22 protein-coding genes are annotated in these 21,601 nt (G+C 64.5%); 7 read left to right on the top strand and 15 right to left on the bottom strand.

The window, feature by feature from the left end; all coding sequences use genetic code 11:
- Positions 1–2 precede the first annotated feature (2 nt).
- The 3 genes from glcF to ACN9MW_RS07090 are packed head-to-tail and all read right to left on the bottom strand — an operon-like array spanning position 3 to position 3,772.
- Positions 3–1,235, bottom strand: a complete 1,233-nt coding sequence (gene glcF / locus ACN9MW_RS07100; protein ID WP_426169119.1) for a glycolate oxidase subunit GlcF — start codon at positions 1,233–1,235, stop codon at positions 3–5.
- A 1-nt stretch (position 1,236) separates the two neighbouring features.
- Positions 1,237–2,313, bottom strand: coding sequence for a glycolate oxidase subunit GlcE (gene glcE, locus ACN9MW_RS07095; protein WP_426169117.1), 1,077 nt, complete (start codon positions 2,311–2,313; stop codon positions 1,237–1,239).
- Between the two features lies 1 nt (position 2,314).
- Complete coding sequence (locus ACN9MW_RS07090; RefSeq protein WP_426169114.1) at positions 2,315–3,772, bottom strand: FAD-linked oxidase C-terminal domain-containing protein; 1,458 nt, start codon at positions 3,770–3,772, stop codon at positions 2,315–2,317.
- Positions 3,773–3,874: 102 nt separating this feature from the next.
- Here ACN9MW_RS07090 and ACN9MW_RS07085 point away from each other — a divergent pair, with 102 nt between their 5' ends.
- A complete protein-coding gene (locus ACN9MW_RS07085) occupies positions 3,875–4,429 on the top strand; it encodes a cob(I)yrinic acid a,c-diamide adenosyltransferase (protein WP_426169111.1) in 555 nt (184 codons plus the stop codon).
- Here the strand turns inward: ACN9MW_RS07085 and ACN9MW_RS07080 are convergent.
- Positions 4,426–5,322 (bottom strand): LysR family transcriptional regulator, encoded by an 897-nt coding sequence (locus ACN9MW_RS07080; protein WP_426169108.1) that lies wholly within the window; start codon positions 5,320–5,322, stop codon positions 4,426–4,428. The genes ACN9MW_RS07085 and ACN9MW_RS07080 overlap by 4 nt on opposite strands.
- Before the next feature lie 103 nt (positions 5,323–5,425).
- Here ACN9MW_RS07080 and ACN9MW_RS07075 point away from each other — a divergent pair, with 103 nt between their 5' ends.
- Positions 5,426–6,712, top strand: a complete 1,287-nt coding sequence (locus ACN9MW_RS07075; protein ID WP_426169105.1) for an SGNH/GDSL hydrolase family protein — start codon at positions 5,426–5,428, stop codon at positions 6,710–6,712.
- Here ACN9MW_RS07075 and ACN9MW_RS07070 read toward each other — a convergent pair.
- Positions 6,632–7,366, bottom strand: coding sequence for a M48 family metalloprotease (locus tag ACN9MW_RS07070; RefSeq protein ID WP_426169103.1), 735 nt, complete (start codon positions 7,364–7,366; stop codon positions 6,632–6,634). The genes ACN9MW_RS07075 and ACN9MW_RS07070 overlap by 81 nt on opposite strands.
- 93 nt (positions 7,367–7,459) lie before the next feature.
- Between ACN9MW_RS07070 and ACN9MW_RS07065 the strand changes: the two genes are divergently transcribed.
- Positions 7,460–8,542: a hypothetical protein gene (locus tag ACN9MW_RS07065; RefSeq protein ID WP_426169101.1), complete on the top strand. Its 1,083-nt coding sequence runs from the start codon at positions 7,460–7,462 to the stop codon at positions 8,540–8,542.
- A gap of 162 nt (positions 8,543–8,704) precedes the next feature.
- On the opposite strand, the gene dxs is transcribed toward ACN9MW_RS07065, so the two are convergent.
- From dxs to ACN9MW_RS07050, 3 genes are read right to left on the bottom strand one after another with little or no spacing between them, the layout of a single operon-like run.
- Positions 8,705–10,573, bottom strand: coding sequence for a 1-deoxy-D-xylulose-5-phosphate synthase (gene dxs, locus ACN9MW_RS07060; protein ID WP_426169098.1), 1,869 nt, complete (start codon positions 10,571–10,573; stop codon positions 8,705–8,707).
- Position 10,574: 1 nt separating this feature from the next.
- A complete protein-coding gene (locus ACN9MW_RS07055) occupies positions 10,575–11,465 on the bottom strand; it encodes a polyprenyl synthetase family protein (RefSeq protein WP_426169096.1) in 891 nt (296 codons plus the stop codon).
- Positions 11,462–11,701: an exodeoxyribonuclease VII small subunit gene (locus ACN9MW_RS07050; RefSeq protein ID WP_130315456.1), complete on the bottom strand. Its 240-nt coding sequence runs from the start codon at positions 11,699–11,701 to the stop codon at positions 11,462–11,464. Before ACN9MW_RS07050 ends, ACN9MW_RS07055 begins: the two co-directional genes overlap by 4 nt.
- Before the next feature lie 262 nt (positions 11,702–11,963).
- Between ACN9MW_RS07050 and ACN9MW_RS07045 the strand changes: the two genes are divergently transcribed.
- The 3 genes from ACN9MW_RS07045 (at position 11,964) to ACN9MW_RS07035 (ending at position 14,914) form a co-directional block, all read left to right on the top strand.
- Entirely contained in the window at positions 11,964–13,064 is a 1,101-nt protein-coding gene (locus tag ACN9MW_RS07045; protein WP_426169093.1) for an aromatic ring-hydroxylating oxygenase subunit alpha, read from the top strand.
- Positions 13,064–13,978 carry a DMT family transporter gene (locus tag ACN9MW_RS07040; RefSeq protein ID WP_426169090.1) on the top strand — a complete coding sequence of 305 codons (915 nt, stop codon included), beginning with the start codon at positions 13,064–13,066 and terminating at the stop codon, positions 13,976–13,978. Before ACN9MW_RS07045 ends, ACN9MW_RS07040 begins: the two co-directional genes overlap by 1 nt.
- Before the next feature lie 81 nt (positions 13,979–14,059).
- Positions 14,060–14,914, top strand: coding sequence for a sulfurtransferase (locus tag ACN9MW_RS07035; protein WP_426169088.1), 855 nt, complete (start codon positions 14,060–14,062; stop codon positions 14,912–14,914).
- Positions 14,915–15,048: 134 nt separating this feature from the next.
- Here the strand turns inward: ACN9MW_RS07035 and ACN9MW_RS07030 are convergent, their stop codons facing one another.
- Positions 15,049–15,849 (bottom strand): hypothetical protein, encoded by an 801-nt coding sequence (locus ACN9MW_RS07030; RefSeq protein WP_426169086.1) that lies wholly within the window; start codon positions 15,847–15,849, stop codon positions 15,049–15,051.
- 152 nt (positions 15,850–16,001) lie between these two features.
- Here ACN9MW_RS07030 and ACN9MW_RS07025 point away from each other — a divergent pair, with 152 nt between their 5' ends.
- Positions 16,002–16,187 carry a hypothetical protein gene (locus tag ACN9MW_RS07025; RefSeq protein ID WP_426169083.1) on the top strand — a complete coding sequence of 62 codons (186 nt, stop codon included), beginning with the start codon at positions 16,002–16,004 and terminating at the stop codon, positions 16,185–16,187.
- A gap of 3 nt (positions 16,188–16,190) precedes the next feature.
- Here the strand turns inward: ACN9MW_RS07025 and ACN9MW_RS07020 are convergent, their stop codons facing one another.
- From ACN9MW_RS07020 to ACN9MW_RS06995, 6 genes are all read right to left on the bottom strand, one after another.
- Complete coding sequence (locus ACN9MW_RS07020; RefSeq protein ID WP_426169080.1) at positions 16,191–16,661, bottom strand: TssQ family T6SS-associated lipoprotein; 471 nt, start codon at positions 16,659–16,661, stop codon at positions 16,191–16,193.
- The gene (locus ACN9MW_RS07015) at positions 16,658–18,424 is read right to left on the bottom strand and encodes a serine/threonine-protein kinase (RefSeq protein ID WP_426169077.1); all 1,767 of its coding nucleotides are present in this window, start codon (positions 18,422–18,424) and stop codon (positions 16,658–16,660) included. Before ACN9MW_RS07015 ends, ACN9MW_RS07020 begins: the two co-directional genes overlap by 4 nt.
- Positions 18,421–19,191, bottom strand: coding sequence for a PP2C family protein-serine/threonine phosphatase (locus ACN9MW_RS07010; protein WP_426169075.1), 771 nt, complete (start codon positions 19,189–19,191; stop codon positions 18,421–18,423). Before ACN9MW_RS07010 ends, ACN9MW_RS07015 begins: the two co-directional genes overlap by 4 nt.
- 11 nt (positions 19,192–19,202) lie before the next feature.
- The gene (gene tagH, locus ACN9MW_RS07005; RefSeq protein ID WP_426169073.1) at positions 19,203–19,805 is read right to left on the bottom strand and encodes a type VI secretion system-associated FHA domain protein TagH; all 603 of its coding nucleotides are present in this window, start codon (positions 19,803–19,805) and stop codon (positions 19,203–19,205) included.
- 53 nt (positions 19,806–19,858) lie between these two features.
- The gene (locus ACN9MW_RS07000) at positions 19,859–20,572 is read right to left on the bottom strand and encodes a ZIP family metal transporter (protein ID WP_426169071.1); all 714 of its coding nucleotides are present in this window, start codon (positions 20,570–20,572) and stop codon (positions 19,859–19,861) included.
- Between the two features lie 130 nt (positions 20,573–20,702).
- Positions 20,703–21,578 (bottom strand): dienelactone hydrolase family protein, encoded by an 876-nt coding sequence (locus ACN9MW_RS06995; protein WP_426169068.1) that lies wholly within the window; start codon positions 21,576–21,578, stop codon positions 20,703–20,705.
- Positions 21,579–21,601 lie beyond the last annotated feature (23 nt).

The following is a 21,601-nucleotide window of genomic DNA, read 5'->3' as shown; positions in this document are numbered from 1 at the left end:
AGCTAGCCGTGCAAGGCGCGGTCGAGCAGTTCGATCCAGTGCTCGACCGGCGTTTGCGTACCGGACTGCAGGTGCCCGATGCAGCCCATATTGGCCGAGACGATCCGTTCGGCGCCGGTGCCGGCCAGGCTGGCAAGCTTGCGGTCGCGCAGCTGCAGCGACAATTCCGGCTGCAGCAGCGAATAGGTGCCGGCTGAACCGCAGCACAAGTGCGCATCGCGGCACATCCTTACCTCGACGCCCAGCGCGCGCAACAGCCCCTCGACCTTGCCGCGGATCTGCTGGCCGTGCTGCAGCGTGCATGGAGGGTGCCACGCGACCGGCGCCCCGGCAGCGCGCGCGCCTGCGCGCTGCACCAGTTCGGCCTCGAACGCCGGCAGGATTTCACTCAGGTCCCGCGTCATTTCCGAAATGCGCGCCGCCTTGGCGGCATAGGCGCTGTCGTGCGCCAGCAGATGGCTGTATTCCTTGACCGTGACGCCGCAGCCGGAAGCGGTCATCACAATCGCCTCCACCTGCTCCTGCGCCACGTATGGCCACCATGCGTCGATATTGCACCGCATATCGTCGAGCGCCGCATCCTGGTCGTTCAGGTGAAAGCGCAGCGCCCCGCAACAGCCGGCGCCGGGTGCGGCAAGCAACTGCACGCCCAGGGTGTCCAGCACGCGCGCAGCGGCCGCGTTGATGTTCGGCGCCAGGCCGGGCTGCACGCAGCCATCGAGCACCAGCATCTTGCGGGCGTGCGCTCGCACCGGCCATGCGCTCGCGGGCCGGCGCGCGGGAAGCTTGTCCTGCAACGGCTTGCCCAGCAAAGGCTTGAGCAACTGCCCCGCGCGCAGGGCCGGTTCGAACAGCCAGCGGCGCGGCAAGGCTTCCTTCAGCACGTAGCGCCGGATGCGGTCCGGCAGCTTGCGCGGCACGCGCTGCTCAACCACCTTGCGGCCGATGTCGGCCAGGCGCCCATACTTAACGCCGGAAGGACAGGTGCTTTCGCAATTGCGGCAAGTCAGGCAGCGGTCCAGGTGAAGCTGGGTGCTGGCCGTCACCGGCGCACCCTCCAGCACCTGCTTGATCAGGTAGATGCGGCCGCGCGGCCCATCCAGTTCGTCGCCCAGTAGCTGGTATGTCGGGCAGGTCGCAGTACAAAAGCCGCAATGCACGCAGGCGCGCAGGATCGCTTCCGCTTCGTCGCCGTCCGGCGTGCCCTTGATGAAATCTGCCAGGTTCGTTTGCATATCAGTACATGCGGCCGCAATTGAAAATGCCCGCCGGGTCGAAGGCGGCCTTCAGTCGTTCGTGGATGCGCGCGATCGCCGGCGCCAGCGGATGGAAGGCCCCAACGCCTGCGCCAAGATCTTCGCTCGCGACCCGGTAACGCGTAGCGTGTCCTCCGGCCGCAGCCGCGACGCGCCGAATGTCTTCGGCGACGCCGTGGTCGACGCGCAGCCAGCGCTGCGCCCCGCCCCACTCGATCAGCTGTTCGCCGCGCATCACCAGCGCGCTGGCGGCGCTTGGCACGGACAGCCGCCACAGCTCCGCCGCTCCCGCCTCTGCGCTCGCGAAAAAATCGCCGCGCTGGTCGCGCAAGGCGCTCCAGAACGCGCTGCCGTAGGCCAGCGCCTCGCCGCCCATGCCAGCCTGCGCCGCCCTTACTGCCGCCTGGGCTCCCGACAGGCGCACGGTCAGCATCCCGCCATGCCAGCAAGTCGCCGACACCGGCAGCGGCCGCCCGGCCCACTCGTTCATCATGCGCAGCGCCCCGGTTTCGTCCACCTCGAAGCGGATGGTCGCCTCGCAGAAAGGCACGGGCAGCACCTTCAAGGACACCTGGGTGACCAGGCCCAGCGTCCCCAGCGAACCGGCCAGCAGCCGCGATACGTCATAGCCGGCCACATTCTTCATTACCTGGCCGCCGAAGGACAACAGTTCACCGCGGCCATCCATCAGCTGCGCGCCCAGCACGAAGTCGCGCAAGGCGCCTGCTGTGGCGCGGCGCGGGCCGGACAGGCCGCTGGCCACCACGCCGCCAATGGTCGAGCCAGCGCCGAAGCGCGGCGGTTCGAAGGCCAGCATCTGTCCATGCTGCGCCAGCAAGGCTTCGATGTCGGCCAGCGGCGTGCCGCAGCGTGCCGTGACCACCAGCTCGGTCGGCTCATATTCGACGACGCCGGCATAGGCGCGGGTATCGAAAACATCGCCGACCACGTTCTGCCCATACCAGTCCTTGGTGCCGCCGCCGCGCAGCATCAGCCGCGTGCCATCGGCGCTGGCAGCCTGGATGCGGGCGCGGAACTGTTCGAGCATCGCATCCATCTCAGAACCTCGGCAATCCGGCATGCGGCAAACGTCCCGCACGCACATGCATCTTGCCGAACTCCGCGCAGCGGTTCAGCGTTGGAATCGCCTTGTTCGGATTCAGCAGCGACACAGGATCGAACGCCCGCTTCACCGCAAGGAAGGCCGCCAGTTCGGCATCGCTGAACTGGGCGCACATGGAGTCGATCTTCTCGATGCCCACGCCATGCTCGCCGGTGATGGTGCCGCCCACTTCCACGCACAGCGCCAGGATCTCGGCGCCGAAAGCTTCGGCGCGATGCAGCTCGTCGGGCTGGTTGGCATCGAACAGGATCAGCGGGTGCAGGTTGCCGTCGCCCGCGTGGAACACGTTGGCGCAGCGCAGGCCGTACTTGGCTTCCATCTGCTCAATGCCAAGCAGCACGCGCGCAAGCTGCTTGCGCGGGATGGTGCCATCCATGCAGTAATAGTCGGGCGAAATGCGCCCTGCTGCCGGGAAGGCGTTCTTGCGGCCGGACCAGAATTTCAGGCGCTCCTGCTCGCTGCTCGAGACCAGTACCGCACTGGCGCCAGCCGCCTGCAGCACGGCCGTCATGCGGGCGATTTCCTCTTCGACCTCATCGACCGTGCCGTCGGCTTCGCACAGCAGGATGGCGGCGGCATCGGTATCGTAGCCGGCGCGCACGAAGGGTTCGACCATGCGCGACGAAGTGCGGTCCATCATTTCCAGGCCGGCCGGGATGATGCCGGCCGCGATCACGTCAGCCACGGCGCTGCAGCTTGCGCCAACCTCGTCGAAGGAAGCCATGATGACGCGCGCACTGGCGGGCTTGGGCACCAGCCTGACGGTGACCTCGGTGACGATGCCCAGCATGCCCTCGGAGCCGACAAAGGCGGCCAGCAGGTCCAGGCCCGGGGCATCGAGGGACTCGCCGCCCAGCTCCACCACATCGCCCTCGATGGTTGCCATGCGCACGCGCAGCACGTTGTGCACGGTGAGGCCGTACTTCAGGCAGTGCACGCCGCCAGAATTCTCCGCCACGTTGCCGCCGATGGTGCAGGCGATCTGCGAGGAAGGATCGGGCGCATAGTACAGGCCGTATGGTTCGGCAGCTTCGGAGATGGCGAGGTTGCGCACACCCGGCTGCACGACTGCCGTGCGTGAAAAGGCGTCCATGCGCACGATCTGGTTCATGCGTGCGGTGGACAGCACCAGGCCGTCGGCAATCGGCATGGCGCCGCCGGACAGGCCGGTACCCGCGCCGCGCGGCACGATCGGCACATTGAATTCGCGGCAGACCTGCAGGACGGCCAGCACCTGAGCTTCGTCAGCCGGCAAGGCAACCGCCATGGGAAGCTGGCGATACGCCGACAGGCCATCGCACTCATAGGGACGCGTGTCTTCCGCTTCCGACAGCACGCTCGATGGCGGCAGGGCCGCGCGCAGGGCGGCAACAAAGGCTGTGCTGTTTTTCATTGATCCATTGTAAGTTCAAATCCTGCAAGCACGCGGAATTCCCCTCCCAACCAATGGTAATTTGTCGTATCCTGCCACCGTTAACGACAATTTGAGGCTGCAATGGGTAATCGACTCTCGAAAATCGCCACCCGCACCGGCGACAAAGGCACCACCGGCCTGGGCGACGGCTCCCGCGTGGACAAGGACAATGTGCGCATCCAGGCCATCGGCGAAGTGGATGAGCTGAACTCCAACCTAGGCGTGCTGCTGGCCGAAGCGCTGCCGGACGAGATGCGCGAGGAACTGGTCTCGATCCAGCACGACCTGTTCGACCTGGGTGGAGAGCTGTGCATTCCGGGCTACCAGATGATCAAGGAAGAACACGTCGAGCGCCTGGATGCGCTGCTGGCCAAGTACAACGCGACGCTGCCGGCGCTGACGGAATTCATCCTGCCGGCCGGTTCGCGCGCCGCGGCGCTGTCGCACGTGTGCCGCACCGTATGCCGCCGCGCCGAGCGCGCCATCGTCATGCTGGGCAAGAACGAAACCATCCACGACTTCCCGCGCCAGTACGTGAACCGCCTGTCGGACCTGATGTTCGTGCTGGCGCGTGTGCTGAACCGCTTTGCAGGCGGCAGCGACGTGCTGTGGCACCACGACCGCAAGCGCGGTTAAAAGCCGGCCTGCGCGGCAAAGCGCTGCTGCAGGTAATCAAGCATGAGCCGCACCCGGTGCGGCAGGTAGCGGCGGCTGGGGTAGAGCAGGTGCAGTTCCTGCGCCGGCCCCTGCCAGCCGCGCAGCACCCGGCGCAGCTTGCGCTGGGCCAGCAAGTCATGCACCAGCCATTCCGGGCACAAGCCGATCCCTCCGCCAGCAGCGAGCGTATCGCGGATTGCCAGCGCATTGTTGACGCGGTAACGGCCGTGCGTGGCGACTGTCACATTTTGCTCCCCATCCGATAATTCGAGCGTGTCCCCGCTGCTCAACCAGGCGAAGCGGATGTATTCGTGCTCGCCCAGTTGAACGGGCGTTTGCGGCGTGCCGTGCGTCTTCAGGTAGGACGGCGCGGCCACCAGCAGGCGCGGCGAAGCCCCGATGCGGCGCGCGATCACGTTCGGCGGCAAGTCGCTGCCGAGACGCACCGCGATGTCCACGCCCTCTTCCACCAGGTCCGCCATGCGGTCGTTCAGGATCAGTTCAACTTCAATGGCGGGGTATTGCCGCAGGAAGTCCTGCACATAGGCGTTGAGGCAGAACTGCCCCAGGGCCACCGGTGCATTGATGCGCAGCAGGCCGCTGGCGGCAGCCGTCTCGCCGCGCACGTCGGCTACCGCGTCGGCATATTCTTCCAGCACGCCGCGGGCGCGTTCGTAAAAGCGGCGTCCGGGCACGGTCGGCGACAGGCTGGCCGTGCTGCGTTCGAGCAGTCGCACGCCAAGGTCGGCCTCCAGCGCCGCGACGACCTTGCTGATATTCGATTGCGTGGTGTGCTGCTCGCGGGCGACGGCCGAAAGACTACCCAGTTCAACGGCACGCACGAAGCATTCGAGGGAGCGTAAAGTGTCCATCCATCATTCCTTTTTGGACTTAAATATAGTCCATTTTCGCGACTACCAGTCGACATCGGAATAAGGGAGCATGGCTCCATCCGAACTTGACTGGAGAATCCACATGAAACGCCTTGCTTTTTCCCTGGCTGCCTTGCTCGCCGCAACAGCCGTCCATGCAGCCGAATGGCGCACCAGCTGGTACGCTGCGCCGATGCCGGCCTGGGGCGCCGAATTCGCCTTGCCCACCATGATGCCGCCGTCGCTGGAGGCGCAGACAGTGCGGGAGTTCGTGCGCACCAGCGTCGGCGGCGACCAGGTGCGCGTCAGCTATTCCAACCGCTATGGCAGCGCGCCGCTCGTGATCGGCGAAGTGCGGCTGGCGCCGGCCCGCGGCGAACCGTCGCGCGCAGCTACGTCGCAGCAAGATGGCGCAGGCGTGCAACTGACCTTTGGTGGCCAGCGCAGCGTGACAATTGCGCCGGGACAGTCGGTCACCAGCGACGCGGCCCCGCTGGCGGTTGGCGCCCGCCAGCGCCTGTCAATTTCCACCTGGCTGCCGCAACGCTCTCCGCTCACGACTTTCCACTGGGGTGCGCAGCAAACGGCCTTTGCGGCTCCCGGCAACTGGGCCGCTGCCGCCGAGCTGCCGGGCGCCCAAGCGCTGGCTGGCCGCACCTTCCTGAGTGCCGTGCAAGTCTCGGGCCCAGCGCGACGCACCGTTGTCGCTCTCGGAGATTCAATCACCGACGGCAACGGCTCCACACCCGACCGCAACCTGCGCTGGCCCGACCAGCTGGCCGAGCGTGCCGAGGGCGTCGCCGTGGTCAATGCCGGCATTTCCGGCGCGCGCCTCCTGGCGGATGGCATGGGCGAAAAGGCGGCTGCGCGCGTCGAGCGGGATGTGCTGTCGCAACCAGGCGTGGACACGGTGATCGTCCTGCTGGGCATCAACGACATCGGCTGGCCTGGCAGCGCATTTGCCCCGCACGAGCCGCCAGTCACGGCCGGCGCCATGATTGCCGGCTACCGCAAGCTGATCGCCGCCGCACGCGCCCGGCAAGTGCGCATCGTCGGCGGCACGCTGCTGCCCTTCGAAGACGCCCTGCAAGGCACGCCCTACGCCGGCCACTACTCGCCCGCCAAGGACCGCGTGCGCCGCGAAGCCAATGAGTGGATCCGCCACAGCGGTGAATTCGACGCCATCATCGATTTCGACCACCTGCTGCAAGACCCTGCGCACCCATCCCGCCTGCGCCCCGAATTCGACTCTGGTGACCACCTGCACCCCAGCGACGCTGGCTATGCCGAAATGGCACGCGCCGCAGCATTAATCGCCAAGCAAGCGCGACATGCCTTTGGCAAGGCTCAGGCGAGTGGCGCCACTGGGGTGGCTGGCGAGCACGGTTAAGGCGGGGGAATCGGCGGCAAGCTTGCTGTAAAAGGTCAGCATGGCCGCGCATGGCCAGCCCGCGCGATAGGCGATCAGCATGCCAAGCTGGTCAGCCTCCCGCTCCTGGATCGCGGCGAGTTTGGACAGGCGGAATTGCAGGGGCACGTCGGAGGCCAACCGCTCCAGAACCACATCGAGCGGCAAGTCGCGCCGGCTGTCGAGCAAGGCCTCCGACAGGGTTTCGCGCTCGTGTTCTGCGACGACGTGGGCAATTTCATGCGCAAGCAGGACCGCCAGTTCGCCATCATTCAGCCGAAGGCGTTCGACAAACAGGCTGCCGACCAACAATTTTCCGCCGGCCTGGCTTTCGGCTTCCACAGCCGGATCGTCGGTAACGTGGAATTCCCACGGCCATCCCGCAGCAGCGGGCCTTAGCGAGCTGGCTGCGCGCACCAGTCCATCGGCGATGCCCTTCACGCGCAGCAGCAGGACCTTGTCGCGGTCAAGCCGGCCAACAGCAGCCAGCGACACCGTCTGCTCGATATACTGGCTCTCCGCCTGTTGCTCGACTTCTTCGGCGGGAAAACGCAGCTCCTGCCAGCGGCCGGATTCGGGAACCTGCGCCATGGCTTGCGAGGCCGAGACCAGCAGTGCGAGCAGGAGATAGCGCATTTCACTCCCTCGATTGGAATAAACTATTTATACCAATCTAGGCGACACTCGCCGCAGGCACAAGGTTTGATGGAAGTTTGTTAGACTGCGCAGATGCGAAAATTTCAACAATGCGTTTTTGCCATCGCAGTCGCGTTCGCGACCGGTGGCGCGGCAGCCCAGGAGACGACTCCAAGCGTCGAGGTACAGGGCGTAAAGAATCCGGACATGAAGTCCTACCGCGCCGTCGTGGCCGGCCTTGATGCATTCGAGGAGCACCATGCGCTGGCGCCATCGGTGCCGGAGCTGCGCTTCCGGCTGACGGGGCGCGAGGGCCAGGAGCAGCCTGCCGGCGATGCCCTCTACCTGCGCATTGTCGGCAACGGCGAACCGATCCCGGTCCCCATCGCGCAAGACGGCACCTTCGCCGTGCCACGCGTGCAATCGGCAATCGATGACGATGCCGATCTGATACTGAACCGCAAGAAGGGAGTGCTGAAAGGCTACCCCGATATCCGCACGCCAGGCTTGCCGGAAAACGTCCGTCGCCTGGGCGACCTGCGCCTGGAATGCCAGGTGATGATCGCCATCGCCAAGAAGGAAATGGGCCTGATGATGAAGCTGTTCGTCAACACTGTCGCCATGACGACCAACTGGTGCGACATGAGCTTTGACAAGAAGAAGATCAGGTTCGCCTTCCGCAGCCTGCGCCCGCTCGAAAGCGCCGAAATCATCGACGGCGAACGCCACGAAAAGCTCGATACCGGCGACTTCAGTTTCCGCTCGCCGATCGGCGAAAGCGATTGGTCGAACGAAGCCCGCATCGAGCTGCGTTACGCCCCGGAGTTGACGCCGGAAGAAAAAGCCAATCCCTGGCTGCAAACGCTGTTCGTGACCGGTTCCATGAGCGACTGGGCTTCGCGCAATCCGCTGCGCAGGGTTGAGGAAGGCATCTACGCCGCAGAACTGGACCTGGACAAGGGCTCACATTCATTCAAGGTCGGCACGCGCGGCCTGGCGGCAATCAGCCTTGGCGCGCCGGCGCCGGAACAGCAGCTAGCGGACGGCGTAGCCGTGCCGCTGGCCAAACAGGGCAAGCGCCTGCGCCTCAAAGTGGAAAGCGCCGGCCGCTACTCCTTCACGCTTGATGCACGCGACAAGGAAGCCCCAACGCTGCGCGTGGCACGCCTGCCCTAAGGCGCGGCGCGCCGGATCGAGGCATCCAGCGCAGCCGGGTTGAACCCGTGCAGCACCTCGGGGCCAATCACCAATAGGCACTCAGCGCCCGCCAAGCTGGCTGAACTCCGGAGCCCGGCCAGCATCCCTCGCCTCTTGCCGTCCCTTGCAGGCTGTGCGTGATCAGCCGTTGTTGACCACCAGGCGCGGTTCGTCGCCGAAACGGCCCTTGATCGAGGCTGCGATGCCGGCGGCATCCAGGCCCACCAGCGCCAGCAGCTTGGCCGGGTCGCCGTGGTCGATGAACTTGTCCGGCAGGCCGAGCATCTGGATCGGCTTGATGATGCCTTCGGCCGCCAGGGCTTCGGCCACGGCGGCGCCTGCGCCGCCCATGATGCAGCCCTCTTCCACCGTCACCAGGACATCGTGGTCGGCCGCCAGTTGCTTGACCAGTTCCACGTCCAGCGGCTTCACGAAGCGCATATTGGCCACGGTGGCGTTCAGCAGTTCGGCCGCGCCCATGGCCGGGGCCACCATCGAACCAAAAGCCAGGATCGCGATCTTCTGGCCCTTGCGACGGATTTCGCCTTTACCGATAGGCAGCGTTGTCAGTTCCTGGGCAATGGTCGCGCCGATGCCGACGCCGCGCGGATAACGCACGGCCGCAGGACCAGGATGCTGGTAAGCGGTCGTCAGCATCTGGCGGCATTCGTTCTCGTCGGACGGCGCCATCACCACCATGTTCGGGATGCAGCGCAGGTAGGCGAGGTCGTAATTGCCGGCGTGGGTGGCGCCGTCGGCGCCCACCAGGCCCGCGCGGTCCAGCGCAAAGGTCACGTCGAGGTCTTGCAGCGCCACGTCGTGGATCAGCTGGTCGTAGGCGCGCTGCAGAAAGGTCGAGTAGATCGCCACCACCGGCTTCAAGCCTTCGCAGGCCAGGCCGGCGCCAAAGGTCACCGAATGCTGCTCGGCGATGCCGACGTCGAAGTAGCGGTCCGGGTGCTCTTTCTCGTAGCGCACCATGCCCGAGCCTTCGCGCATGGCCGGCGTAATCGCCACCAGGCGCTTGTCGGCCTTGGCCATGTCGCACAGCCAGTCGCCGAACACTTCGGTATAGGTTTTCTTGGAAGGCGCCAGCGCAGGCTTGATGCCTTCGGCCGGATTGAACTTGCCGGTACCGTGGTACAGGATAGGCTCGGCCTCGGCCAGCTTGTAGCCCTGGCCCTTGCGGGTTACCACGTGCAGGAACTGCGGACCCTTGAGCTGCTTGATGTTCTGCAGCGTCGGGATCAGCGAATCGAGGTCATGGCCGTCGATCGGGCCGATGTAGTTGAATCCAAGCTCTTCGAACATGGTGGCAGGAACCACCATGCCTTTTGCGTGTTCTTCCAGGCGCTTGGCCACTTCCAGCAGCGGGCCTGGCAGCACGGACTTGCCGACGTTCTTGGCTGCTGCATAGAACTGGCCCGACATCAGGCGTGCCAGGTAGCGGTTCAGTGCACCGACCGGGGGCGAGATCGACATGTCGTTGTCGTTCAGGATCACCAGCAGGTTGCAGTCCTTTTCCACGCCGGCGTTATTCAGCGCTTCAAATGCCATGCCGGCGGTCATCGAGCCGTCGCCGATCACGGCGATCGCATGGCGGTGCTCGCCCTTGATCTTGGCGCCCAGGGCCATGCCCAGCGCGGCGGAAATCGAGGTCGAGGAGTGCGCGGTGCCGAAGGTGTCGTATTCCGATTCCACGCGGCGCGGGAAGCCGGAAATGCCGTTCAACTGGCGCAGCGTATGGAACTGGTCGCGGCGGCCGGTCAGGATCTTGTGCGAATAGGTCTGGTGGCCCACGTCCCACACGATGCGGTCCTGCGGCGTGTTGAACACGTAGTGCAGCGCGACGGTCAGTTCCACCGTGCCCAGATTGGAGGACAGGTGGCCGCCGGTCTTGGACACGGAATCGAGCAGGAAGCTGCGCAGTTCTTCGGCCAGCGGCGTAAGCTGGTGGCGAGCCAGCTTGCGCAGGTCGGCCGGGTTATTGATGGTTTCAAGCAGTTTCATTTTAAGCTTTCCTCTGCACGATCAGGTCTGCGAGTTCACGCAGGCGCAGAGCTTGTTCTCCGAACGGCGCCAGCGCAGCGTGCGCATCCTGCCGCAGTTTTTCCGCCAGGGCGATCGATGGTTCCAGGCCGAGGATGGATACGTAAGTCGGCTTGTTGTCCGCCGCATCCTTGCCTGCCGTCTTGCCCAGCGTGACCGAATCGGCCGTCGCGTCGAGCACATCGTCCACCACCTGGAAGGCCAGGCCGATGGCGCGCGAATAATCGTGCAGGGCCGCCAGCTCGGCATCCGTCAAGTCCTTCCCAGCCATCGCGCCCAGCACGACCGAGGCACGCAACAGCGCGCCGGTCTTCAGCTGGTGCATGCGCTCGAGCTGTTCCAGCGTCAGGCTGATGCCCACGCTATCGAGGTCGATGGCCTGGCCGCCGCACATGCCGGCCGAACCGGCGGCATCCGCCAGCAGGCGCAGCATGCCGACCAGGCGTTGCGGCGGCACCGATTCGACGCCGGCCAGCACGCCGAAGGCTTGCGCCTGCAGCGCATCGCCCACCAGCAGCGCGGTGGCTTCGTCATAAGCCACGTGCACGGTCGGCTTGCCGCGGCGCAGCGCGTCGTCGTCCATGCAGGGCATGTCGTCATGCACCAGCGAATACGCGTGGATCATTTCCAAGGCGGCGGCGGCGCGGCTCAGGGCCTGTGCATCGGCGCCAGACAAGGCGCCGGCAGCATGCACCAGCAGCGGACGCACGCGCTTGCCGCCATCGAGCACGGCATAGCGCATGGCGGCATGCAGCTTGGTTGGAACTACATCTTCGGCAGGCAGGTAGGACGACAAGTCCTGCTCCATGCCGGCCTGGATGGTCTTCATCCAGTCCTGGAACGATGCGCTCATTGGGCTGCCTCCTCGCCTTCGGCGAAAGGCTTGAGCATATCGCCTTCGAGCACCTTGACCTGGGCTTCGACCTTGTCGAGCTGGCCGGCGCAGAACTTCACCAGTTCGGAGCCGCGCGCATAGGCGGCCACCGAAGCTTCCAGTGGCAGTTGGCCGGCTTCCATCTGGCTGACCAGCTGGGCCAGTTCGGCCATCGCTTCCTCAAAGGTGGCGGGCGCATTCATTTTCTTGGTCATAAAGCTATATAACACTAGTGTAGCCCGCTATTTTAGAACAAACTCCTGCATTCGGTCTAAAAAGCGGCCTCTAAACAGGGTGGAAACGTTGCAATTACATTCACGCCGCCTGCGGGGCGCCCCACCCCAGAAAGTTCAGCGAAGATAGCCTATTCCGCGCTATAATCTCCGGTTCTGTCCGAAATACCGTTTTTATAATCTGAATTCAGGTCTTTACGGATCTTTCTCTTCTTGGTTTGATATTTAATTAAGGGGGGTTTGGATGTCCGATCTGGGTAGCCACGCCAAGCTGGCGCGTTCGAACGCGCAACTTCCGGTCAACGTCTATTTTGACGAAACGCTGCTGCAGCGTGAAATGCAGGAACTGTTCAAGAAAGGCCCGCGCTACGTCGGCCACGAGCTGATGGTGCCGAATATCGGCGACTTTGCCACGCTGGCGGCTGAAAATGAAGGCCGCATGCTGGTCCGCAATGCCAACGGCATCGAACTGCTGTCCAACGTCTGCCGCCACCGCCAGGCGCTGATGTTCAATGGCCGCGGCAATGCCGACACCATCGTCTGCCCGCTGCACCGCTGGACCTACGACCTGAAGGGCGAGCTGATTGGCGCGCCGCACTTCCCGGACACCCCGTGCCTGAACCTGCCGAAAGCCAGGCTTCAGAACTGGAACGGCCTGCTGTTCGAGCAGAACGGCTACGACGTGATGAACAAGCTGGGCGCCCTGTCGGTCACGAAGGACCTGGATTTCAGCGGCTACATGCTGGACCACGTGGAAGTGCACCACTGCGACTACAACTGGAAGACCTTCATCGAGGTCTACCTGGAGGACTACCACGTCGAGCCGTTCCACCCGGGCCTGGGCAGCTTCGTCACCTGCGACGACCTGCGCTGGGAATTCGGCCAGGACTACAGCGTGCAGACCGTGGGCGTGAACCGGGGCCTGAAGAAGTCCGGCTCCGACACCTACCAGAAATGGCACGAGCAGCTGCTCAAGTTCCGCAACGGCGAACCGCCGAAGCACGGCGCGATCTGGCTCACCCTGTACCCGAACATCATGGTCGAATGGTACCCGCACGTGCTGGTGGTATCGACACTGTGGCCGGAAGGCCCGAACCGCACCCGCAACGTGGTGGAGTTCTACTATCCGGAAGAAATCGTGCTGTTCGAACGCGAATTCATCGAAGCCGAACGCGCAGCCTACATGGAAACCTGCGTCGAGGACGATGAAATCGGCGCCCGCATGGACGCCGGCCGCAAGATCCTCATGGAACGCGGCGAAAACGACGCCGGCCCTTACCAATCGCCGATGGAAGACGGCATGCAGCACTTCCATGAATGGTACCGGAGCAAACTGGACATCTGATGCAATCACTCTGGATGTTAGTTGCCAGTTTCCTGTTCGCCGCCATGGGGGTGTGCGTGAAACTGGCGTCCGACGAATTCAGCGTATCCGAAATGGTGATGTACCGCGGAGTGATCGGCATGATCATCCTGTTCACCATGCTGCGCCTGCAAGGCGGCACCCTCAAGACCACCATGCCGCTGGCCCACCTCTGGCGCGGCGCAGTCGGCGTCCTTTCGCTCTGGATCTGGTACTACACCATCGCCAAGCTCCCCCTGGCCACGGCCATGACGCTCAATTACATGGCGCCGATCTGGATCGCCGTGTGGCTGTTCGCGCATGGCTGGTGGCACCAGAAAAACCGCGTCGAATGGCCGCTGATCCTGGCGGTCGGCATGAGCTTTGTCGGCGTCACCTGCCTGCTGCAGCCGGCCTTTGACGCCAACCAGCTCGGCCCGGCCCTGATGGCGCTCGGCTCCTCCGTGCTGTCGGCCATGGCCTATATGCAGGTGCGCAAGCTGGGCCTGGCGGGCGAACCCGAATCGCGCGTGGTGTTCTTCTTCAGCGTGACCAACCTCTTCGCCGGTTTCAGCGGGCACCTGCTGGAAAGCGGCTGGCACTGGCACCCGCTGGACAACTCGCGCAGCATCCTGCTGATACTGGGCGTGGGGCTGTGCGCCACCGCCGCGCAAGTGGCAATGACGCGCGCCTACCGCCTCGGCAAGACGCTGGTGGTGGCCAACCTGCAGTACACCGGGATTGTGTTCTCCAGCATCTGGGGCGTCCTGCTGTTCAGCGACAGCTTCGGCTGGTTAAGCTGGGTAGGCATGGCGATCATCCTGCTGTCCGGCGTGGCCGCGACGTTCTACAACACCCGCAGCACGGATCGCGGCAAGGCCATTTCCGAAACCGACCCGATTGCCAGTGAAGTCTGAGCAGGCGGCTCCGCGCGCTGTCATGCGCGGAGCTAAGCTGCTATAGTCGCCAGCATTGCCAGCGACACTGAAGGAAACTGCATGCATACCACCCTGATTGACGCCAACACCCTTGCGCAGCACCTGGACGACCCGCAATGGGTCATCCTCGACTGCCGCCACGACCTGATGAATCCCGCTTTCGGCCGCGATGCCTTTGCCGAAGGCCACATCCAGAACGCCCAATTCGCCAATATCGACACCGACCTGTCGGGCCCCAAGAAGGACGCCGAAGGCGTGTTCCGCGGCCGCCATCCGCTGCCGGAACGCGCAGCGCTGCTGGAAACCCTGCGCCGCTGGGGCATCAACGACGACACGCAAGTCGTCGCCTACGATGCACACGGCGGCATGTACGCAGCGCGCCTGTGGTGGCTGCTGCGCTGGGTCGGGCATGGCGCGGTAGCGGTGCTCGATGGCGGCCTGGCAGCGTGGAGCGCCGCCGGCCAGCCCCTGGTGACGACGATCACCGAGCGCCCGCGCGGCAAGCTCGCCGACAAGGCAACGCTGACGCGCACGGCAACGGTCGGCGAGCTGCTTGAAAATCTCGACACGAAACGCCTGCAAGTCGTCGACGCCCGCGCCAACGACCGCTTCCGCGGCGAGAACGAAACGATCGACCCGGTAGGCGGCCATATCCCCGGCGCGCGCAACCGCTTCTTCAAGGACAACCTGCAAGCCGACGGCCGCTTCAAAGAGCCCGCAGTGCTGAAACAGGAACTGCAGCAGATAGTCGGCGCGCCGGCCAGCGCCGTGATGCAATGCGGCTCCGGCGTCACCGCCTGCCACAACCTGCTCGCACTGGAAATCGCCGGCCTGCCAGGTGCCGCGCTGTACCCCGGCTCCTGGTCCGAATGGTGCGCCGACAGCACCCGCCCCGTCGCCACCGGCCCCGCCTGAAATCCCACGGCCCAGCTCGTGTCACACCATGGGGTCACACCCCGACAGTGACACGGCCTCATCTGCGTGAACAGCCGAGGCCGTGTCACACTTGGGGTGTGACCCCAGGGTGTGACACGGGCTCGAGCGTAGCGTTAGTCGCCGCCTCCGCCGCAGCTGCTGCCACAACTGCTGCCGCAGCTGCTGCCACCGCTGTCGCAACTGGAACTTGAGGCATCGCTGCAGTCGACCGAACTGCCGCAGCCGGAGCCGCAACTGCTGCCGCTGCTGTCACTGCTGCCCGTGACCTGCTGCCGGGCGCGTTGCTCGAAGTCGTTGAACTGTGCGGTCGTGATCAGGCCCGCTGTCAGCAAGCCGGCGGCAGCCATCTGCGGTGGGCAGCTGATGTTTGGGTCGAACCGGCCCCGCGCGTCGAGCTGGCTGTATCCCGGCTGTCCGTGCTTGACCGAGTAGCCGTAGCCAAGCGGCATTTTCAGCTTCTTGTCCAACAGGAAGAGCGACGGCAGCCGCGGTCCTTCGCGGTTCAGTCCTTCCGCATGGCGCGCCCTTACCAGGCAGACCGCCAGCGCTTCATCCAGGTTGCCGCCCATGGCAGAACCTTCCACGTGCGGCACCACGCGGCCAAAGTGCTTGCGGCAGAACGCTTCCAGCTTGAGCGGGGATAGGCGCAGCCAGGCATGCCAGACCGAGTCAGCGGCCTTGGAGGGCAAGGCGCATGGCGTCTGGCCCTGTGCGGCGCATTCGAAAAAGTCGAGCAGGCCAATCGCGGATCGGGCAAAAAAAACGGCATCCGTCGGGATGCCGTGGTATTCGAGACGTGCGCTGCTTTTCCAGTAATTGTAAAGGCCGGGCGGTAGTTCCTTGAGCGCCTTGCCGTGCCGCGAGCGCTGCATGAGACGCTGGGCGTACCAGGTATTCAACATTGTCCAAATCATGATGCCAGCCTATGGAAAGATTATGACAAGTGTATTACAACGTGGCGTGCTTGCCGCAACAGCTCGCTTTTCGTTGGAAATTTGCATGGGAACGTGTGACTATGTTCTTGGGAGTTCGTCGGGGATAACGAACTTGTTGCGAGAGCAAAAATATGAAAATCAGAACAGAATTGGCGGCCGCGCAATTCGAGACCCAGGACATCGTCCAGATTGCCATGCGCATCAACGTGGAGGCAGGCAGCATTCATGCCTGGATCTTCCTGAAGCAGAATGGCTTCCGGGATGAAGAGATCATGAACTTGCTGCGTCACACCCCGTCATTGCGCGTCGTTCATTAGCAACTACTTTTTTTTTGCGGCTTCCTTACGGGCGCGTTCGAAAGAAGGCGTCCACAGAGGATGGCCTTTTTCGCCCGGGCTCAGGTCGAAGGACCTGTCCAGCTTGAAGGCCTTGGCGAACTGCTGGCGGCACAGCGTGGTGCGGTTGGTGACGCAGTAGCTGAAGGCGGTGTACTTGAGCGCTTCCACCTGCAGCGGCTTTTCCGCATTGGCCAGTTCCGGCCCGGTGAGCTGCTTGATCGCGCCGTTGAAATTGCCGGCCTTGTACATCTCGATGCCCGCGTTGAGCGCCTTGCGCGCATCGGGCACTTCAGGCTCCGCTGGCGGAGGGGGCGGGCTGGCCTTCTTGACCGGCGTCGGCGCCGCTTCCTTGGCCGTCGCAGGTGGGTGCGCCGGCTTGTCGTGCAGTGGCCCGAAGGATTCGCAGCCGGCCAGCACCAGTGCGGCGGCGATCAGGAAAATCTTATTCTTCATTGTGCAAAGTCATGCTTGATGGTGACCGGCTTCCTGGCGTCCACGTTGACTTTCTGGACATAGGCTTGGAAGTTGGGGTTCTCGAGGCGCACTTCGTGCTCGCCCAGCGGCAGCGTCAGTTTCTTCAAAGGCGGTGTGATGCCTTTCTGGACGCCGTCGACGTAGATTGTAGCCCAGGGCTGCACAGCGATGCTGAGCGTGCCGGTAGTCGGCGCGGCAGCTTCTGCACTCGCGGCTGCAGCGCCTGGCGCTGCGCCGGCCGATGCCGCCTGTGCCGCGACAGGCGCGGCGCCGGAGGTCGACGCTGCATTAGTGCTGCTGCCGGCAACTGCAAGCTGTGGCTCGGCAGGCGGCGTGCTGGCTGCGGCAATCGCGCTGGCCGATTCTGTGCCGGCCGATGCTGCGCTGGCCGGCGCTTCGCTGCCGGCACTGCCAGCGGCCGGCACCTGCGCGCTGGCTACTTCCGGCGCGGCCGGCTTGACCGGGCTGCCGTCGGCCAGCCACGAAATGCCGCCAACGAGCAAAGCCAGCACGACAAGGCCGCCAGCGATCATATTGTTTGACGGGCGCGAGCTGCGTGCGACCGGCATTGCCTGCCGGCCCGACTTGCTGCCCGATTTGCTGCTGGTCTTGTTGCGGCTCGAGCGCGAGCCGGAGTCGAACGGCGAACTGGCGCTCGGGCTTGAACTGGCGCTGGCTTCGCTTGCTGCCGGCCCGCCTTTCTCGGCATTGCGGGCCGAGCGCGAACGATGGCGGCGCGGCGCACTCTCTGGCGCTGCGCTGGCGTCGCCGGCGGCGCTGGCATTTGCGCCGTCGGCAGCGGCGTCGGCTGCTGCATTGCTGCCCTCGGCGGCGGGCGCCGCGGCCGGCGCAGCAGCGTCAAAACCAAGCAGCGAGGAAAATTCGGCGATCGATTGCGGCCGGATTTCCGGACGCACGGCCATGCCGCGGTCGATCGCTTCCAGGAACTGGTTGCTGTAGCCTTCGCGCCCGCTGATCGCCAGCGGCTCGATCGGGTCATTCAGCATGCGCGCCACCGCTGCCGGCGGCGCCTTGCCTGTGATGGCGGCGTACATTACGGCCGACAGAGAATAGATATCGGTCCACGGGCCTTGGCGCATCGATTCGTCATCGGCATACTGTTCGACCGGCGCAAAGCCCGGCTTCAGGATCACGGTCAGCGACTGTGCCATGTCCTGCACGATCTGGCGCGCCGCGCCGAAGTCGAGCAGCACCGGCTGGCCGTCGGGCTGGATCATGATGTTTTCCGGCGAAACGTCGCGGTGCAGGATCTTGGCCGCGTACAGCGCTTCCAGCGCGCCAAGCACCGGCTGCAGCAGGCGCTTGAGCCAGGCCTCGTTCACCAGCTCGGGATTGTCGCGAACCACCGCCTTGAACGTGCGCCCTTCGTAATAGCGCATGGCCATGTACGCCGTGCCGTTCGATTCCCAGAAGCGGTACACCTTGACCAGCGCCGGGTGGTCGAATTGCGCCAGCAGGCGCGCTTCGTTGATGAAGCTGCGCAGGCCGGCTTCGAACGCTTCCGCATGGCGCTTGGAGCGCACCGTCACCGTATGATCGGTTGCGCGCGCGGCCAACGCCGACGGCATGTATTCCTTGATGGCCACCGTGCGTTGCAGCGAGTGGTCGAAGGCGAGGTAGACGATGCCGAAACCGCCTTCACCGATCACTTCGCGGATCTCGAATTCCGCGACGCGGGTGCCGATTGGCAGGCTGTTAGGCAGTTCGACTGCTTTGTTCATGGAGCTTCACCGATAAAAATTGCCTGCGCGCTGAAATTATCGCGGGCCTTGTGCACCAGGCCCGCGCGCTCGTCGGCCAGGGTGCAGATGGCGGACAGCCATTCCTGCGCGCTGCCCGCTTTCGCCAGCAACAACTCCATCTGCGGCTCGGCGACCCATTCCCACAGGCCGTCGGTGCAGATCAGGATCGCGTCGCCCGCGCGCAGCGCCATCGGCGGCATCACGGACGGCTGCACTTCGTTCTCAGTGCCAATGGCAGCATACAGCACATTGCGCTTGGGATGGCTGCGCGGGTCGGCGCCCGCGGCCAGGCCGGCGTCGATCATCTGCTGCACCATGCTGTGGTCGCGCGTGGCATGCAGCAGGCGCCCGCGGCGGAACAGGTAGATGCGGGTGTCGCCCATATGCGCCCACGTCGCCTGGGCGCCGGCACGATCGACCAGCGCCAGCGCCACCGTGGCGCTCATGCCCTGCAGCGCCGGGCGCTCCCTCTTGCTGCGGGCCACCGCAATAGCCGCTTCGGCCACCATGGCCGGCGTGGCGTCGGCGCTGAAGTCGGGCCGCGCGCCAAAGTTGGACAAAACCGCCTGCACCACGATCTGGGAGGCGATTTCGCCTCCCTCATGGCCGCCCGCGCCGTCGGAGACCACGAAGCACACCAGTTCACCGCGCTCGGCACGGCCAATGGCATCCTGGTTGGATGCACGTCCGCCGACGGAGGAAACCTCCGCGACGCTGAGCGCAATGCGCTGGGGCATATCGGCCATGGCTGACTCCCTTATTCCATCTCGTCCTGGCGGCGCTCATAGGCGCTCAGGAAAGCATCGCCCAGCGTGCCGTTGAAGTTGGACTCGCAGGCCTTGGCCAGGTCTGCATGCCGGGCGCGGTAGCTATCCCACAGGGCGGCCTTGCGCGCCATCGGCAGCACCGTGCCCAGCACGCTGCGCTTCTGCTGCTCCTCGACCGCTTTCGGCGAAAGGCGCGTCAACGCTTCCGCCACGGCGCCCTCCATGCCGGCTTTGACGCAGGCCTGGTGGGCGGAGAGGTCGGCAAAGGCATCTTCCAGCGCTTCCACCGGGCCCATGAAGCCAGGCATTTTCTTGCGCAGCATCTGGGTCTTGGCAGCCTGGCTGTCAGGCAGGAACTTCAGGGGATTGTTGTTGCGTACGACGACGACCGTTGCGTCGGCGTGGATATTGCGCTTGAGCTCAGCGCGATTCAGCAGCAGGCTATGCGCACCGCTGATCGAGGTACCGACCAGTTTTCCCAGCATTTCCATGAATTCTGGCGTGAGTTGCCAGTTCGGTTGCACCCCGGCGCCGCGTTGGAACGCAGCCATCAGGGCATCGGCAGTGTGGTGTTCGGTCGAAGTTTCTTGCATGTGGATCTCCTATCCCCCGTAGCGTAGCAAAAATGATGCCCGCACGTAACTAATCAGTGCGTATTGTGCGCACCGGCGGTCAGGAAAAGCACAATTACAACACCAAGTGCAATTAAGACAACTTGGGGGATGGTTTCGCGCATGGTGGCGCGGCGTTGCATTTGCGGCATCAAGTCGCTGACCGCGATATAGATGAAACCCGATGAGGCAAACACCAGCACGAAGGGGATCAGGTTGGTAGCTTTGTCCAGCGTGTAGTAGCCAAGCACCCCGCCGGCGACGGACAACAGGCTGCACAGCAGGTTGTAGACATAGGCCCGGGTGCGTGAAAAGCCGGCATTGAGCAGCACGATGAAATCGCCGATTTCCTGCGGGATTTCATGGGCGATGATGGCTACCCCAGTGACGATGCCAAGCTGCGGGTTGGCCAGGAAGGCCGCCGCGATCAGGATGCCATCGGTGAAATTGTGCATGCCGTCGCCCAGCAGGATCATCCAGCCTGCACGGCCGGCTTCCGCCTTGTCGTGGCCGTGATGGTGGTGGTGGCCGTCATGCTCGTGATGGTGCGAATGGCGCAAGATTGCCAGCTTTTCAAGCAGGAAGAAGGCCAGCAGGCCGGCCAGCAGCGCACCGAACAGGTGGCGCGGGTCGGTGCCCGATTCAAACGCTTCCGGCAGCGCGTGCAGCAGCGAGGTCGACAGCATGATGCCGACCGACAGGCTGACCATCTTTTCGACCACCTTCGACAGCAGGGCGAACGAAAACACCGCCGCTGCCGTGATACTGGCAACGCCGGCAATCGTGGTGGCCAGCAGGATGGAGGTCAGGACGGGGTCGATGGTGCTTCCTTCGCGTGCAAACCGGGCATTTTACCGCCCTGCAGCATTTTTCGCTAACTTAGGCCACGCCGTGGGCCTGGAACCACGCTAGCGTGCGCTGCCAGCCATCCTGCGCCGCGTCCGGGCGATATTCCGGACGGTAGTCTGCGTTGAAGCCGTGCGGGGCATCGGGATAGACGTGGATGGTGGATTTGCCGCTTCCTTGCGCCAGGGCGGCGCGCATCTGCTCCACCGAAGCAAGCGTGATGCCCTGGTCCTTGCCGCCGTACAGCCCCAGTACCGGCACTTTCAGGGTTGGCGCAATGTCGACCGGCAGCGCGGGCCAGGCGGCAGTGCGTTCCCCCACCAGGCGGCCATACCAGGCGACGCCGGCTTTGACTTGCGGGTTGTGGTGGCTGTACAGCCAGGTGATGCGGCCGCCGTAGCAAAAGCCGGTGATACCCAGCCGGCTGGCATCGCCGCCGTTAGTGTGCGCCCACTCCACAACGGCATCCAGATCGCCCATCACGTCAGCATCGGGGGTCTTGCGGACGATGTTAGCCATCAGGTCAGCGATGGATTGCTCGCGGCTTGCGTCACCCTGGCGCACGAACAGGTCCGGCGCCAGCGCCAGGTATCCCGCCTTGGCCAGGCGGCGCGTCACGTCGGCAATGTGCTGGTGGACGCCGAAAATTTCAGAAACAACAAGAATCACGGGCAGCCTGGTCTTGCCTTCCGGCTGGGCGCGGTAGACCGGGACGGTTTGCCCGCCGACCTGGATCTGGATGGTGCCGGCAGTCAGGCCCGTGGTATCCGTGCTGATCACGGTTTGCGCCTGCACCGGCATCACAGCGGTGGCGAAACCGGTGCCCAAGGCAGCCTTGATGAAATCGCGGCGATCCATGCCTTCTGCTGGGCCAATCAGCGCTTTGGCGTCGTTTTGCAAATCCTGCATGCGGTTTAATTGTTGGGAATATT

It is taken from the genome of Pseudoduganella sp. R-34 (assembly GCF_049904655.1).
Lineage (GTDB): Bacteria > Pseudomonadota > Gammaproteobacteria > Burkholderiales > Burkholderiaceae_D > Rugamonas.
This window is presented reverse-complemented; position numbering and strand designations above follow the sequence as displayed.